This is a genomic window from Butyrivibrio sp. M55 (genome assembly GCF_900116865.1).
Taxonomy (GTDB): domain Bacteria; phylum Bacillota; class Clostridia; order Lachnospirales; family Lachnospiraceae; genus Butyrivibrio.
Map to the genome: position 1 here is coordinate 291,242 of NZ_FPCD01000002.1, position 16,461 is coordinate 307,702.

A 16,461-nucleotide genomic window follows, 5' to 3' on the forward strand; every position below is an offset into this window, starting at 1 on the left:
GTAGGATAAGGCGGGTGTCAGGAGCTTAGCTCTTGGCACCGTCCCTTTTATTTTTATGATTGCAAGGAAGTTTTAAAATGAAAGCACAAAGATCAGCAGTACTTAATATGACCGAAGGAAGCCCGGTTTCTTTAATTATCCGTTTTTCCATACCGATGCTTATCGGAAATCTTTTCCAGCAGCTATACAATCTGGTGGATTCTGTTATCGTGGGACAATTTGTCGGCGCTGATGCGCTTGCGGCAATCGGAGCAACGGGCTCTGTAACATTCCTGTTCTTTGCTATGTGCAACGGAATCGGAAGTGGCGGAGGAATCATAACATCCCAGTTTTTTGGCAAAGGCAATAAAAATGAGATAAAAAGCTGTATTGTCAACACAGGGTATATTATGCTGGTATTTCCGATCATTGTTGGTATAGTTGCGTTTCTTTTATCTGAACCGATTTTAAAGATGCTTGCAACGCCTGATGAGATAATGCCGGATGCAGTGGCATATCTTAGAATCATGTGCCTTGGCCTTGTTTTTGTGTCGCTTTATAACTATGCATCTTCGATGCTTAGGGCGCTCGGTGATTCAAAGACACCGCTTTATTTCCTTATTTTTTCATGCCTTCTTAACACAGCGCTTGATGTGCTGTTCGTGTGCGGACTTCATATGAGTGTTGTCGGCGCGGGCGTTGCTACGGTAATTGCACAGCTTGTCTCTGGAATCAGTTGCCTTATCTATGCCATGAAATTTAATGAGTATTTCAAAATCAGGCGTGATGAACTTAAGGTTGATATGAATATTTCTATGAAAGTGTTGAAGCTGGGAATTCCGTTGTCACTGCAGTTTTCGCTTATTGCAATCTCATGCATGGCACTTCAGCGAGTAGTTAATTCTTTTGGAAAAGTGGCAGTTGCCGCATTTACTGCAACTAGTAGGATTGAACAGCTTATACATCAGCCGTATCAGACACTCGGTGCCGCACTTTCAACATTTACGGGACAGAATTACGGCGCAAGTAAGAATGACCGCATTACTGCAGGTTATAAAAAGAGCATGATGCTGATGGCAATTTTTTCAGCGGCTATGCTTCCGATAATGCAGTTTTTTGGCGAGGCTATCATAAGAATCTTTGTTGAAGATGAAGCCGTTATCGCAATGGGAGCGATGGCGCTTAGGATAACAAGCTATTTCTATGTTATGCTTGGAATGATATATGTTGTAAGAGGTGTACTCAACGGATTCGGAGATTCGTTTTTTGCCCTGCTCAACGGAATTGTTGAGGTTATCGGAAGATTTATAGTTCCGGTTCTTTTGACACAGATTTCGTTTATCGGACTCTGGGGAATCTGGTGGTCTGTCGGAATCGTTTGGTCGATGAGCGGATTTACCGCATGGCTTAGATATGTGTGGTACAAAAAGAATCGAATCAAGGAAAGCAATATCGGAGCGGAGCTTGCGGCACATTTATAATGCGCATGCATGGAGCGGAAAGGTCATATGGAAAAAAATCTTGATTTTCATAAACCGACATTTGAAGAAGCGGCGAAACTTTCGGAAATATACGCGTTAAGAGACAACAAGACCTGCGACAGCACGGTTCTTGATACATATATTTGGAAAGAGCTGTATAATACAGAAGTTTATATTGAGGATGAAGCGGCGCTTATTTTAATGCGGGATGATAAGGGCTACTTTGCGGCAATGCCGTATTGCAGGAGTGAGGAGCTTCCGAGATATTTTGAGATGCTAAGAAACTATTTCAATGAGGAATTAAAGACCCCCTTGAGAATAGACCTTGCGGATGAAGATGCGCTGAATGTTCTTGATTTTATGAATAATCCGGAGTTTACCGTTGAGGAAGAGTTTGATCTTAAGGATTATCTTTATGATGCGGAGGAACTTAGGAGCCTTGCGGGAAAGAAGTTTCAGAAAAAGAGAAATCTTGTGAATAAATTCATGAAGGAATACGATGGTAGATGGGAGTATAAAACCATGTGCTGTGTTGATGAGTATTTCCTTGAGGAGTTTATGAAAAAATGGGTTGATATAAGGCTTTCCGAAGGTGCGGAGAGTAGAGAAACCCTTATTTCGGAAAAAGACGGACTTATAGATATACTCAGAAACTGTGATAAAGTTACTTTCAGGATTGGCGGGGTTTTTATCGATGAAGTTCTTGAGGCGTTTTCCATCGGTTCATATAACAGTCGGGAAAAAATGGCGGTTATCAGTGTGGAAAAAGGAAATCCTGAAATCCCCGGAATATATCAGATGATCAATCAGCAATTTCTTTTAAACGCTTTCGAAGATGCGGAACTTGTAAACAGAGAAGACGACATGGGACTCGAAGGACTGCGGCAGGCCAAGGAGAGTTACAATCCTGTAGGCTTTGCCAGAAAATACAGAGTTTGCGAGAAGAACATATGATAATAGAGTATGCGGAAAAAGAGAATACGAGAAAGCTGTATGAAGAGGCATTTGACGATCCGAAGGAATTTGTCGATTATTATTATTCGGACAAGTGCATCGACAACAGGATGATAGTGAGTCTTGAGGGCGGGGAAGTTGTGTCCATGCTTCACTTGAATCCTTTTTCTGTAAATCTGTGCGGAACGGTCGTTCCAAGTTATTACGTTGTTGCGGTTGCAACTAAGAAGAACATGCGCCACAGAGGGCATATGACCCGCGTGTTTGAAAAGACATTTGAACTTCTTAAGGGTGAGAAGATCCCTTTTATATTTCTTTTACCTGTCGATGAGTCCATATATTCTTGGATGGGCTTTGAAAAGATATGCGATTTTTCTAAAGACAGGATCCCAAGTTATGATGAAATTCAGAAAAAATATGATATTTACTGTGTAAGAGACGATAACTACATCAGGAGAATGAACAAGGAAGACGAACTTCGAAAACTCGATATGGGAGAAGTGCTTCCCGACAATCCCGTGATAATGGCTAAAATTACGAATCTTGATGCATTTAATTCTGTGACCGGAAAAGAATTTGCCGATGAAAAAGAAGCTCTTTATTGGATGAAAAAGAAACGGATATATATTTGCGAAGAAGTGTGAAAACGCATGGTTGCTTAATGTCGCCACAGCGTTGACCGTGATTTTTGAGAGTGTAGCTTGTTATTTTTTCTCACAGACGGGATAATAAAATCACATCTGCAGGTGAAAAAATCGAAAGGAGCGGATTTGATTTATATGGTCGAATTTGGTGCACAGCTCAGGAAAGCAAGAGAAGAGAAAGGTATAACGCAGCAGACTCTGGCTGAAGAATTATTTGTGGCAAGACAGACAGTGTCCCATTGGGAGTGCGGCAAACGTTATCCTGATCTTATTACAGCAAAGAGAATAACGCAGATTCTGGATGTGAGCCTTGAAGACCTTTTATCCGAAAAAGATATGGCGAAGGAAGAGAAAAGAAATCCTGTAGTTGAAGTTGAGAATGAAGCGTCAAATAATATGATGTTGGCACTTTATACGGTTATTATAATGTTTTTGATCAGGAATCCGTTTAGCAATTTTATGGGATTTTATGCGGAAGCAATCAGGTTTGTTCAAGAAGCTGAATTGTTTATGATGTTTGTTCACATTCATCATGTGGTACAAATTCTTTATATAGTTATTTTTACATATTGTGTGTTTAATGCTGTTAAGAGGACACTCACACCTAAAAGAATTGGGAGTGTTTGGCTGATATTTTTTACGATTAACGCTTTATTCTATTTCTGCAATTTCTTTAGTGTTTTTCGTGAATGTTTAACCTGGCAGGTCGCGCTGCTTACGTTTGCGGATATTCTGCTTAATGCGTTCGGAGCGGTTGGAAGTGTTTCATTTTTTATCAAAAACAAAAATTGCAAAATATGGAGTATGATTCTGAGGATTGTTTCAGTGCTTGGATTCTTTGGGGATGTAGTGCTTTACTATGGGCATGAGATTAAGATGTCGCGACTTATTCCAAATTATTTACCGGGGCCGGGAGCCGTACTTGAAACGCTGATTTTAAGACTTCCACTGTATGTTTTGATCATTTATCAGGCAATAGTGCTGTACAGAAGACAAGATAACACTGCCGAAGTAAGTGGCAAAGTAATAGAGGAAGGAGCGAATGTTTAATATGGTTGAATTTGGCGAACAGCTCAGAAGAGCAAGAGAAAAAAAGGGAATGACCCAGCAGGCTTTGGCTGAACAATTGTCTATGACAAAGCAGACTGTATCACATTGGGAATGCGGCGAACGTTATCCTGATCTTGTTACAACAAAGAAAATATCACAGATTCTCGGTGTGAGTCCTGATGATCTTATATCTGAAGAAGATATGGAAAATATAGTTGAAAGAAATCCTGTTATAGAGAATAGTCTGATAAATACCTTAATGGTATTGCTTTATACGGTTGCTGTAATATCACTTATAATTACGCCGTATCCGCGGTTTTTGGGTTTTGATGTAGATATTGTCGATCATTCCACGTTGGAACAAAAGTTTGGTGAATTTTATCTCACAGGTGGGGTGGTATCTTTACTTCAGGTGGCTGGCTTTTTGTATTGCTTGATAAATGCTATAAAAGGGAAGCTTTCACCTAGAAGAATCGGATTGGGGTGGATAATGTTTTTTACTGTTAACTTTGTAATCCATTGCACCAATTTTATCGCCTTATTAAGCTATGGAGCGGATTGGCAGATTATTTCACTAATATTGGCAAATGCTATGATTAATCTATTGGGCGTAGTTTCATGTATATTCTTTTTTATAAAAAAGAATAATAATATAATGTGGGCAACAATACTTGGAATCATTTCAATATTTGGATTGTATGTTGATGTATTACATGAGCTTTATGATTTTATTAAAACAGCTATAGAAGGTGACTGGCACATATCGTGGTATGGATATTCATACTATTGGTACAAAGCCGCACTTTATGCATTTATTATTTATCAAGTAGTAGTGCTGTACAGAAAACGCAAAGTTGTTGCGGAAATAGAGGCAATTGACAGGTAAAAGATTACGGTTAGCAAAGAGTCACAGAACATTTTTTTTGAAGTTCTGTGACTCCTTTTTTATGGGGCAAACCATCAAAATGATGGTAAATGCACCTTGAAAAACCATCAAAATGATGGGTTGCGGTTTTAAATAAATGTTAGCAATAGCTAACAAAAAGTGATATCATGAGATTCATAAATGATTTTTTTGATGGAGGAAGAGTATGAAAGCGAATTATAAAAACTGGATGCCGAAGGGAATGATAAGAGGGACGCTAATATCTACAATAGTGCTATGTGCCTCAGCATGCGCAGTAGGTGTCGGAACGATAATCGGAAAGGTTTTGCTGGCGCTAACGATACTAAGTGCACTTATGACTATTTGGATGTTCCTTATGTACAGAGCCTTTTCTTACAACGGAACAAGGCAGATGTCAAAGCAGATAATTGAAGGTGTTTCGTCATATGTGAAGATTCCTGACGGTGGTGTTGGTCTTGATGTCGGATGCGGAAGCGCGGCGCTTACCATCGCATGTGCCAAGAAAAATCCGAAAGCAAGAATGATAGGAATGGACAGATGGGGCAAAGAGTACGCTTCTTTTAGCAAAAATCTGTGTGAAAGCAATGCTTCTGCCGAAGGTGTTTCAAACACGACTTTTCAGCAGGGAGACGCTGTGAAGCTTGATTTTGGCGATGAGACCTTTGATGCGGTGACAAGCAATTACGTATATCACAATATTCCCAGTAAGGATAGACAGGCAATCTTGCTTGAGACACTAAGGACTCTTAAAAAGGGCGGAACTTTCGCAATCCATGACATCATGTCTAAAAGCAAATATGGAGATATGGAAAGTTTTGCAAATAAGCTTAAAGACATGGGATACGAACAGGTAAGACTTATCGATACGACAAACGGAATGTTTATGAGTAAGTGGGAAGCTTCATGGATGGGACTTTCCGGTTCTACTCTTTTAATAGGCACAAAATAACAGGGGGATACAATGACCAAACTTACAGGGCTGTCCGATTCGGAAGTTGAGGTTATCTCAAGGCAGATAGCTGATGCTTTTTACGATTACAAATATAACAAAGAAGACCAAGGACTTATAAAGTTTATTCCAAACAGAGAAAGTATGTATACATATATCGGTGGCATTATCAAAGCTGCCTACAGAAGCGGTATTCTATATACTACTTCCGAGAAAAGAGAAGGATTTCTGGTGCTCTCGGGAGAGGGAGTAGGAACTGTAGGTTTCATAGACGGAATGAAAATGATCTTTGCTGAGAAAAGGGCTCTGGGCGGATTCAAGAAGATGAAAGAGTTTATATCTGCATGTTTTTCTAACGGCCATTCCATTGAAACAAGAATGAAGAAGGCCAAAAAGAAATTTATAAAGATTGAAGTTCTGGTAGTCAGAAAAGAGTTCCAGAAGCAGGGCTTTATGAAGAAAATGCTCCGGTATGTATATGATATGGCTGATAAAAAAGGCGTTTTTGTAATCCTTGACACCGATGATAAAGATAAGAGCGACAGATACAGACATCTTGGCATGAATCTTGACAGAGTAAGAAACTGCGGAGAAAATTTTCATATGTATGATCTTGTCAGAGAACCTGAGATTGCTTAATAGAGGTGGAATAAGTTATGCAATTTGAAGAAATGGGAAATATGTCAGGAAAGACGTTAGTGTTATTACCGGGAACATGCTGCGATTGGCAGACAAATTTTGGGAGTGTGATTGAAAAATTTTCTGAGAAATATCATCTTATATGTGTTAATTATGATGGATTTGACGGTAGCGATGAAATTTTTCCCGATATGATCACTGTGACAGAAAAGATTGAAAAATATATAACGGATAAGCATGGCGGCAGAGTGGACGGAGCTATAGGCTCCTCGCTTGGCTCAAGTTTTGTCGGACAACTTGTAATGAGGAAAAAAATACATATCGATCATGCAATTTTTGGAAGTCCGGACCTTGATCAGAGCGGAAAAATAGCGGCTAAATTACAGTCGTTGCTGGTTGTTCCGCTTCTTACAAGTTTTACAAAAGGTGAGAAAAAGAGGAACAAAACTAAGGAAAAGTTGAAAAATCTTTTTCTCATGAGTGATGAAACGGCAGAGAAATTCATGAATTGTTTCTCTAAGTTCAATCCTGAGTCTATAAAGAATGAGTATTATACGGATTTACTTACTCATCTTGAGGATGATATATATGTGGAACACACAAGGGCACATTTCATCTATGCAAACAAGATGGGGGAAAAGTACTTAAAACGTTACAAGAAGTATTTTCACAATCCTGATATCAGAGAGTTTGATATGCAGCATGAACAATGGTTACTCGGCGAGCAAAAGTATGCAGAACCTGTTCTTAAAGCTATTGATGAATTTATGGAAATGACAGTTTGAGAGGAGACATATGAAATTTTGTACGATTGAAATCAACGGAAAAGAAAAAGTTGCGGTATTATCCGAAAAGAACAGACCGATAACTATCGAAAGCTTGGGATTTGATGTAAATGATATGAATGATCTTATCAAAAGATATGATGAGTTCGAAGAAAAAATCCAAACAGCACTTAAAGAGGCAGATGTAGGAGGATTGGAAGAAACGGAGTATAAGCTACTTGCTCCGATTCCTGTTCCGATGCAGGATGTCATATGCCTTGGAGTTAATTACAATGAGCATATAGCCGAGACAGCGGATGTGATCGATTTTACAAAGAAAGCAGATACAGTTTATTTTTCAAAAAGAGTTAACAGAAGTAATGACCCTGACGGAATAATACCAAGCTATGATTTTGTCGACAGTTTGGATTATGAAGTTGAACTTGGAGTTATTCTAAAAAAAGATGCGTTCAAAGTGTCTGCTTCTGAAGTGGAAGATTATATCTTTGGCTATACCGTTATAAATGATGTAAGCGCCAGGAACATTCAGCTTAAGCATCAGCAATGGTACAGAGGGAAAAGTTTTGACGGATATACACCTATGGGACCGTATATCGTTACAGCCGATGAGTTAAAAGATGTTCATGATCTTAAGATTGAATGTTTTGTAAACGGTGAAAAGAGGCAAAGCAGTAACACAGCTTGCATGATAACGACTGTTGAAGAAGCTGTTTCCGAATTGTCACAGGGAATGACATTAAAGGCAGGAACCATAATTGCAACCGGAACTCCGGGAGGAGTGGGAATGGGATTCAATCCGCCTAAGTTCCTAAAATCAGGTGATGTTATAAAGTGCGTTATTGAAGGCATTGGCGAGTTGGTAAATACAGTTGAATAAATGCATATATAAAGGAGGCACGTCATGGCAACATTAAATGAAAGAAAAGTAGCGGTAGTAGGTTGTGGATTTGTCGGATCGGCATCAGCATTTGCACTTATGGAAAGCGGCTTGTTTTCTGAGATGGTGCTGATAGATGTGAACAAAGAAAAGGCAGAAGGCGAAGCGCTTGATATAAGCCATGGACTTCCTTTTGCAAAGCCTGTGCAGATATATGCAGGAGACTATAAGGATGCAGGGGATGCGGCAGTAGTTGTGGTAACTGCGGGAGCAGGTCAGAAGCCGGGAGAGACAAGGCTCGATCTTGTAAAAAAGAATGTATCTATTTTTAAGAGTATTATCCCTGAAATCGCAAAATATAACAAAGACGGAATACTTCTGATAGTGGCAAATCCCGTGGACATACTCACATATACGGCAGCTAAGCTCAGCGGATTTCCTGAGAACAGAGTATTCGGTTCGGGTACCGTTCTTGATACCGCGAGACTTAAATACCTCCTCGGAGAACACCTTAAGATTGACAGCAGATCGGTTCACGCTTGCATCATAGGTGAGCATGGAGACAGCGAGATTGCGGCTTGGAGCAGCGCGAACGTATCGGGAATCCCGCTCAATGATTTCTGTGAGATGAGAGGTCATTTCGAACATGAGAAATCAATGAAAGAGATTGCTGAGAATGTAAAGAACAGTGCATACAAGATTATCGAGAAAAAGGGTGCGACATACTACGGAATAGCAATGAGCGTACGACGTATATGTGAAGCCATTGTAAGAGATGAGAAATCAATCCTTCCAGTATCAAGTATTCAGCATGGTGAGTTTGAAATAGAAGATGTTGCACTCAGTATGCCTGTGATTGTAGGTAGAAGCGGTGTTGAAGGAGCTGTGCCGATCAGGCTAAGTGACGGTGAAAAAGAAGCGCTCAAGGCATCGGCCGATACACTAAAGGAAGTTCTTAACGGAGTACTATAATCCATAAACAGGATAAAAATGATACTATTTCTCATTAACCCCTAAAACACGTCTGATTCGTTGACATGCAAAAAACGCTATAATAAAATATGTGGTGTTAGCACCTGCTAACGCTTGAGTAAATCATGTGAATTCCTCTTTTGAATAGCTGAACCTATGAATCGGCTATGAGAAGGGGAATTCTGTGTTTAAAATCTGAAAGGAGTAAGCAAAACAATGGGAAAGCTTGCAATTGAAAAAGTAATCGGAAGAGAAATTTTGGATTCAAGAGGAAATCCTACAGTAGAGGCAGAGGTTACTCTTGCAGACGGAACAGTGGCAACAGGTACTGCTCCAAGTGGTGCATCAACAGGAGAATTTGAGGCACTTGAGCTCAGAGACGGTGATAAGTCTCGCTACCTTGGAAAGGGAGTTACAAAGGCTGTAGATAATATAAATAAAGTGATCAATGATGCGGTTAAAGGTATCGATGCTTCTGATACATATGCTGTAGATGCGGCAATGATCAAGGCTGACGGAACAAAGGACAAGTCTAAGCTCGGCGCAAATGCAATCCTTGCGGTATCAATCGCAACTGCAAGAGCAGCAGCTAAGTCACTTGATATTCCTCTTTACAGATTCCTTGGCGGTGTATCAGGAAACAGACTTCCCGTACCTATGATGAACATCCTTAACGGTGGAGCACATGCCGACAGCGCCGTTGATACACAGGAATTCATGATCATGCCTGTAGGAGCACCTTCATTCAAAGAAGCGCTTCGCTGGTGTGCAGAGGTGTTCCACAGCCTTAAGAAGCTCATCAAGGATATGGGCGATGTAACAGCAGTAGGTGATGAGGGCGGATTTGCTCCCAATCAGCTTAAGAGTGATGAGGATGCGATCGAGAAGATTCTTGAAGCTATCAAGGCAGCAGGATTTGAGCCCGGAAAAGACTTTATGATTGCAATGGATGCGGCTTCATCAGAGTGGAAGAGCGAAAAAGGAAAAGGATTCTACAAGCAGCCCAAGTCAGGCAAAGAGTTTACATCAGATGAGCTTATCGCTCACTGGGAGAGCCTTGTAGATAAGTATCCTATCATCTCTATCGAAGACGGACTTGATGAAGAAGACTGGGAAGGCTGGCAGAAGATGACAGCTAAGATTGGTAACAAGGTTCAGCTTGTTGGTGACGATCTTTTCGTTACAAATACAGAGCGTCTTTCAAAGGGTATCTCACTTGGTGCAGGTAACTCAATCCTTATCAAGCTTAACCAGATTGGTTCAGTATCAGAGACACTTGAAGCAATCAAAATGGCTCACAATGCAGGTTATACAGCAATTTCTTCACACCGTTCAGGTGAGACTGCAGATACAACAATCGCAGATCTTGCTGTAGCACTCAATACATGTCAGATCAAGACAGGTGCACCCAGCCGTTCAGAGCGAGTTGCCAAGTACAACCAGCTCCTTCGTATCGAAGAGCAGCTTGGTGAGAGTGCAGTATATCCTCAGATGGATGCATTCCATGTAAAGAAGTAAGAAGTGGTCTCAGGGGACGGGGTTAACGGACTAAAAAGACGTGAAGCATATTCAGTGCTTCACGTCTTTTTTATTTGATAGGAAATTCTTATCAAATAAAATCGCTCCGCTATGGATGCGACCGATGCGCAGATGAATTATGCAAGCTAAAGCTTGCGTGCATCGGCGCGCAAAGGGTTGCAAAGCAACTCTTTGTTCTATATAGATATTATGAATAATTGACAAGTAACAACAATGTCGTTACAATTTAAACAGATGAGGAGGTAAATGCCATGGAAAAATCAGCCACATTAAATTTAAGAGTAAATCCTGCATTGAAAAAAGATGCGGAAACAATATTGGGACGATTGGGAATACCGATGTCTACTGCTGTAGATATGTTCCTTAACCAGATAGTTTTGGTGGGAGGAATTCCATTTGCATTAAAGCTTCCTAATGCGCCTGAAAGTATTGATACTACAGGGATGAGCAGTGAGCAAATTCATGAGAAATTGCAAAATGGTTATGAATCATATAAAGCCGGAAAAACTCAAAATGCAGCAGCTGCATTTGAGAAATTCCGGGAGTTGTAACAGTCACTGATGTGTTATATGGTGCATCAGACCTACATAAGAGGGTGCAAGACAGGCATTTTTGATAAGTATAAAAAGGCGTGAAGTAATGTTCACGTCTTTTTTATATACGTAGAAACGTCGGGCTTTTCTAAGTTAGACTTTTATGTTTACAGCCATTTTCGAACATATACCTTTGCGGCCGGGCGTAAGGAAAGGCTGCCACACTAAATTAGTGCAACAGCCCATTTCCTGTTATATGAATTTTACGGGGTTAAATACTTGTTTGTTGTGTTTTTATGCCTGTGCAAGCTGTCTTCCAAGGTCTTCAAGCGCTGAAATTGCATCTTCGTCGGGTGCGCCGTTAGCCATTACACCTTCGCCGCCAACAATAGTTGCACCTGCGGATGAAAGTCTGTCCTGCCAGTCGCGCATCCACTGGCCGTCTCCCCAGCCGTATGAACCAAAGAGGGCAATCTTCTTGCCGCTTGCAAAACCTTCATAATCAGCCATGAAGGGCTCAACTGTTGTCTCTTCGAGAACTTCAGCTCCCATAGCGGGGCATCCGAATGCGATAACAGTATCTTTTGCTGCATCAGCTGCGCTGATAGCGTCAAATGTTGTAACCTCAGCTTCGCCGCCTGCACTTGTAATTCCGTTAGCTACAGCATCGGCCATTGCCTGAGTATTTCCTGTTCCACTCCAAAAAACTACTTTAACTTTACTCATATTAATGATCATCCTTTCTGAGCATTTTCACGAGTCGTGCTCTTGAAAAATACGTTAGCAAATGCTAACATAATAATCAAGAATTAGTATTGATAATATTTATCACATTATGGTGAATGGTTAGTTGATGCTAACTGCGTGCTGGTGATTATCTGATACTAAAGAATAAAATCGGAGAAACAAAAATGGGAGATCAATTACTTATAAGTCTTTGCTCACCGACTTTGGCGGGGCTTAAAACAGGAAATCTTTTTACTGTCGATATCGATGACAGAGATAGTTTCAACAAAGAAGTGAGAGACTTTAATTACAGGTTTGCAAAGAAAGGACTGCGAATGATACCCGTAAAGTATTATGAAAAACGCGTCCTTATCTATGTATACAGGCCTGATTTTTTAAAAAGAGATTTTGCAAATAAAGAAGTATGTAAAGTCCTCAAAGAAAAAGGATACTCATACAGTAACGCAGACCTGTGTGTTGCGGAGCTTGCAAAGCATTTGAGACAGGATGCAAAGTTTCCGCATGAGATAGGGCTTTTTCTTGGATATCCCGTGACAGATGTTTTGGGATTCATGAAAAGCCCTGATGAGGGCGTGAAATACACAGGTTTCTGGAAAGTTTACGGTGACACCAAGTCGGCTCTTGAGACATTCGATAAGTACAAAAAGGTTACCGAGATTTACAGTACAGCGCACAGAAACGGAGTATCTTTGGAGCAATTAACTGTTGTTTGCTGAGAAAACTTATCAACACCAAAGCCTAATCTGTATTGACTTTACAATTATATGCGGTAGTATTAGAAATCGTAGAGGATAATAATTGGATTATCAATAATTTAATTATTATTCTCTACGATTTTTTTATTATTCCGTTAGCGATGTCTAACGATAAAGACAGGAGGAAGCAATGTTAAAAAAGGTTTTGGAGTATACGGGGAAGTATAAGAAATATACTTTTCTGGCAATGTTCTTGCTGGTTGTAGGACTGGCATTTAATGTTTTTCAGTTTGTGGCTATCTATAAAATGATAGATGGTGCAATCGGAGGAGAGACGAGTATTTCGTTTTATGTAAAATGGTCGGCTATCATGTTGATCTGTGGTTTTATATATGTTGCTCTGTATATTTACGGATTGGACAGATCTCATTTCAGCGCTTATCAGACACTTAAGAATTTGCGAATCTCTCTCCAGAAGAAGATGGAGAATCTTCCTCTCGGTGTTATTCAGGAACTTGGCGTGGGATCACTTAAAAAGGTGTTCATTGATGATATCGATAACATGGAAATTCTGATAGCACATGCGCTTCCGGAAGGTTTTTCTAATCTTACCGTACCGTTGCTTGTAATTATAGTTATGTTTTTTGTTGATTGGAAACTTGCGCTTCTTTCGCTTGCATCTCTTCCAATCGGAGTTGTGGCAATGTTTGCCATGTATGGTGCGGGAACAAGCAAGATGGGAGATTATTATGCGTCAGCGCAGAAAATGAATGATACCATCGTTGAGTATGTAAACGGTATGGAAGTTGTAAAGATCTTCGGACGTGACGGTGACAGCTACAAGAGATTTTCAGGTGATGTCATGAGTTACAGAGATTTTACGCTTGCATGGTACAAAATCTGTTGGCCATGGATGGCTTTGTACGGAAGTTTCCTTCCTTGTGTAGCTCTTTTGACGTTTCCTATCGGAGGATATTTTGTATATACGGGAAGTTCAACGCTTTCCAATTTCCTTCTTGTCATGTGCATGTCTTTCTCAACAGGCCCCGAAATTTTAAGAGCACTTACATTTATAAGCGTACTTCCTCAGCTTAACTATAAGATCACAGCTTTGGAAAATATCCTTTCGGCAGCACCTCTTAAGCAGGGAACAAAGCCTTTTGAAGGAAAAGATCATTCGATTGAATTTAAGAATGTAAACTTCTCCTACGACGGAAAAGTGAACGTAATAGAAGATGTAAGCCTTAAGATTCCTGAGAATACAGTAACGGCACTTGTTGGTGAGTCGGGAAGCGGAAAGTCGACATTGGCAAAAATTCTGGTACATTTCTATGATGTTACGGGAGGAAGTGTAAAGATTGGCGGACAGGATATTACAGGTATGACGTTGGAAGCTCTGAACCGCGAGATATCTTTTGTCTCACAGGAGCAGTTCCTTTTCAATATGAGTATTCTTGAGAACATCAGGCTCGGAAAGCCGGGAGCTTCCGATGCGGAAGTAATAGAAGCTGCAAATAAAGCGCAGTGTACCGAGTTCCTTAAGAAGCTTGATAACGGAATATATTCACCGGCAGGCGCTGCTGGAAATATGTTATCAGGTGGTGAGAGACAGAGAATTGCGCTTGCAAGAGCTATCTTAAAGAATGCTCCAATTATTGTTCTTGATGAAGCTACTGCATTTATGGATCCTGAAAATGAGGAAAAGATGAACAATGCGATAGCTGAGCTTATTTCTGACAAAACAGTAATTGTAATTGCTCACAGATTATATTCAATCAAGAATTCTGACAAGATTGTAGTTATGAAAAGCGGAAAGATTCAGGCAGAAGGGACTCATGATGAACTTCTTAAGAACTCTGAGATGTATGCTAATCTTTGGGAACTGTCTGAAGGAGCAAAGGAGTGGTCTGCTGCAGGTAAAGGCAGCAAGGTAACAATGAAGGAGGCATTTGCATGATCGGGGCAATAAAAAGAATTATAGACTGTTCTGGAAAATATAAGGGAAGGATACAGATTGCTTTTATTTTTTCTTTTTTGAAATCAGTTCTTCAGAATGCGGTAATAATATTGACGGTCCTTATGGTTGACGAGTTCTTTAAGGGAACACTTGTAGCGGGAAGCTTTGTAAAATATGGATTTATGTTGCTTGGATGTGTTATTGCGCAGGCAATCTTCATCCACGCCTCAGACAGACTTCAGTCAGCTGCGGGATTTATGCTCATGGCTGATATGAGAATTAAGCTTGGTGAGCATTTGAGAAAACTTCCCATGGGATATTTTACAGCAGGAAACATTGGTAAGATTAGCTCGGTTCTTTCGACAGATATGGTATTCATTGAAGAAAACTCAATGATGACACTTGCAGATACAATGAGCTATCTTTTTGCGGCTGCAATCTTTACAGTATTCATGCTTGTTTTTAATCCAGCACTCGGTGTAGTAGCGCTTATGGGATCATTGGTTTTGGTTCTGATCGGTGAAGTGAAATACAGAAGAGGAATTGCACTTTCAGGTGAAAGACAGGAACAGAGCGAAAGACTTACAAAAGCAGTTCTTGATTACATCGAAGGAATCGGAATCACCAAGACTTATAATCTTCTCGGAGATAAGTCAAAAGAAATGAGTGACAATTTCGAGAAGTCCTGTAAGGAGAGTTTAAGATTTGAAGGCAAGATGATTCCTTTTGGAGTTGTCATAAATATTATTTATGAAATCTGTTCTATTGCGCTTGGTTTTGTGGCTTCAATCCTGTTTTTGAACGGAACGATTGATATAACAGCTTTCCTTGGAGTGACTCTTTTCATGCTTAATGTATTTATTCCCTTGAGAGTTGCATATATGGAATCTGAGAAGCTTACAATCATGGATAAGTGTCTTGACAGAATCGAAGAAGTAATGGATGAGAAGGAACTTTCCGATTCGGGAAATAAGGAGATAGCAGATGCAAAGGAAGGCGTGCCTGCCGTTGAGTTTAAGAACGTAAGATTTTCATATGATGCAAAAGAGACAATCAGTAATGTTTCGTTCAAGGTTAAAGAGGGAGAGACAATTGCGCTTGTAGGACCTTCGGGAAGCGGAAAGAGCACACTTGCCAATCTTATGGCGAGATTCTGGGATATAGATGAAGGTGATATCCTTATCAACGGAACGAGCATAAAAGAAGTGCCGCTTAAGAACCTTCTTGAACATATCAGTATGGTATTCCAGAACGTATATCTTTTCAAAGATACCATTTACAACAATATCATCATGGGCAGACCAGATGCGACTAAAGAAGAGGTTATCGAGGCAGCCAAGAAGGCAAGATGTTACGACTTTATCATGAGTCTTCCGGATGGATTTGAAACAATGGTTGGTGAAGGCGGAGCATCACTTTCAGGTGGTGAGAAACAGAGAATATCAATTGCAAGATGTATTCTTAAGGATTCACCTATCGTTATCCTTGATGAAGCGACAGCAAGCATCGATGCCGATAATGAAGCCGCTATCCAGCAGGCAATCTCAGAACTTTGCAAGGGTAAGACGCTTATCATAATCGCACACAGACTTAAGACCATTAAGGACTCAGATTGCATCCTTGTTGTAAACAATGGTAAGATTGTTGAAAAAGGAAAACATGATGCACTTATGGAAAAAGACGGAATCTATAAGAACTTTGTGCAGATCAAGAATTCCGATTCCGGATGGTGCAAAAGAAAGATTGGCTGATT

The 16,461-nt window shown here is 40.2% G+C and carries 16 protein-coding genes; 15 read left to right on the top strand and 1 reads right to left on the bottom strand.

Going from position 1 to position 16,461, the window contains the following annotated elements:
* Positions 1-77: 77 nt before the first annotated feature.
* The 12 genes from BM398_RS03700 (at position 78) to BM398_RS03755 (ending at position 11,327) form a co-directional block, all read left to right on the top strand.
* Positions 78-1,460 (top strand): MATE family efflux transporter, encoded by a 1,383-nt coding sequence (locus BM398_RS03700; protein ID WP_092336466.1) that lies wholly within the window; start codon positions 78-80, stop codon positions 1,458-1,460.
* A gap of 27 nt (positions 1,461-1,487) precedes the next feature.
* A complete protein-coding gene (locus BM398_RS03705) occupies positions 1,488-2,414 on the top strand; it encodes a DUF2156 domain-containing protein (protein WP_092336467.1) in 927 nt (308 codons plus the stop codon).
* Positions 2,411-3,058, top strand: a complete 648-nt coding sequence (locus BM398_RS03710) for a GNAT family N-acetyltransferase (protein WP_092336468.1) — start codon at positions 2,411-2,413, stop codon at positions 3,056-3,058. The genes BM398_RS03705 and BM398_RS03710 overlap by 4 nt, the downstream gene beginning before the upstream one ends.
* 135 nt (positions 3,059-3,193) lie before the next feature.
* Positions 3,194-4,108, top strand: a complete 915-nt coding sequence (locus BM398_RS03715; RefSeq protein ID WP_092336469.1) for a helix-turn-helix domain-containing protein — start codon at positions 3,194-3,196, stop codon at positions 4,106-4,108.
* Complete coding sequence (locus BM398_RS17015; protein ID WP_139233779.1) at positions 4,101-4,994, top strand: helix-turn-helix domain-containing protein; 894 nt, start codon at positions 4,101-4,103, stop codon at positions 4,992-4,994. The genes BM398_RS03715 and BM398_RS17015 overlap by 8 nt, the downstream gene beginning before the upstream one ends.
* A 205-nt stretch (positions 4,995-5,199) precedes the next feature.
* Complete coding sequence (locus BM398_RS03725) at positions 5,200-5,964, top strand: class I SAM-dependent methyltransferase (protein WP_092336470.1); 765 nt, start codon at positions 5,200-5,202, stop codon at positions 5,962-5,964.
* Between the two features lie 12 nt (positions 5,965-5,976).
* Positions 5,977-6,603 (top strand): GNAT family N-acetyltransferase, encoded by a 627-nt coding sequence (locus BM398_RS03730; RefSeq protein ID WP_092336471.1) that lies wholly within the window; start codon positions 5,977-5,979, stop codon positions 6,601-6,603.
* Positions 6,604-6,620: 17 nt separating this feature from the next.
* Positions 6,621-7,388 carry an alpha/beta fold hydrolase gene (locus BM398_RS03735; protein ID WP_242949754.1) on the top strand — a complete coding sequence of 256 codons (768 nt, stop codon included), beginning with the start codon at positions 6,621-6,623 and terminating at the stop codon, positions 7,386-7,388.
* Between the two features lie 10 nt (positions 7,389-7,398).
* Positions 7,399-8,265: a fumarylacetoacetate hydrolase family protein gene (locus BM398_RS03740; protein ID WP_092336472.1), complete on the top strand. Its 867-nt coding sequence runs from the start codon at positions 7,399-7,401 to the stop codon at positions 8,263-8,265.
* 24 nt (positions 8,266-8,289) lie between these two features.
* Positions 8,290-9,237 (top strand): L-lactate dehydrogenase, encoded by a 948-nt coding sequence (locus BM398_RS03745; protein ID WP_092336473.1) that lies wholly within the window; start codon positions 8,290-8,292, stop codon positions 9,235-9,237.
* 216 nt (positions 9,238-9,453) lie between these two features.
* Positions 9,454-10,755, top strand: a complete 1,302-nt coding sequence (gene eno / locus BM398_RS03750; RefSeq protein ID WP_092336474.1) for a phosphopyruvate hydratase — start codon at positions 9,454-9,456, stop codon at positions 10,753-10,755.
* 272 nt (positions 10,756-11,027) lie between these two features.
* Positions 11,028-11,327, top strand: coding sequence for a type II toxin-antitoxin system RelB/DinJ family antitoxin (locus tag BM398_RS03755; protein WP_092336475.1), 300 nt, complete (start codon positions 11,028-11,030; stop codon positions 11,325-11,327).
* 276 nt (positions 11,328-11,603) lie between these two features.
* Here the strand turns inward: BM398_RS03755 and BM398_RS03760 are convergent, their stop codons facing one another.
* Complete coding sequence (locus tag BM398_RS03760; protein WP_092336476.1) at positions 11,604-12,035, bottom strand: flavodoxin; 432 nt, start codon at positions 12,033-12,035, stop codon at positions 11,604-11,606.
* Between the two features lie 185 nt (positions 12,036-12,220).
* On the opposite strand from BM398_RS03760, the gene BM398_RS03765 reads away from it, so the two are divergent.
* The 3 genes from BM398_RS03765 to BM398_RS03775 all read left to right on the top strand — a co-directional run bounded on the left by BM398_RS03765 (position 12,221) and on the right by BM398_RS03775 (position 16,459).
* Entirely contained in the window at positions 12,221-12,772 is a 552-nt protein-coding gene (locus BM398_RS03765) for a DUF3793 family protein (RefSeq protein ID WP_092336477.1), read from the top strand.
* A gap of 169 nt (positions 12,773-12,941) precedes the next feature.
* Positions 12,942-14,708 carry an ABC transporter ATP-binding protein gene (locus BM398_RS03770; RefSeq protein WP_092336478.1) on the top strand — a complete coding sequence of 589 codons (1,767 nt, stop codon included), beginning with the start codon at positions 12,942-12,944 and terminating at the stop codon, positions 14,706-14,708.
* Entirely contained in the window at positions 14,705-16,459 is a 1,755-nt protein-coding gene (locus BM398_RS03775; RefSeq protein ID WP_092336479.1) for an ABC transporter ATP-binding protein, read from the top strand. The genes BM398_RS03770 and BM398_RS03775 overlap by 4 nt, the downstream gene beginning before the upstream one ends.
* Positions 16,460-16,461 lie beyond the last annotated feature (2 nt).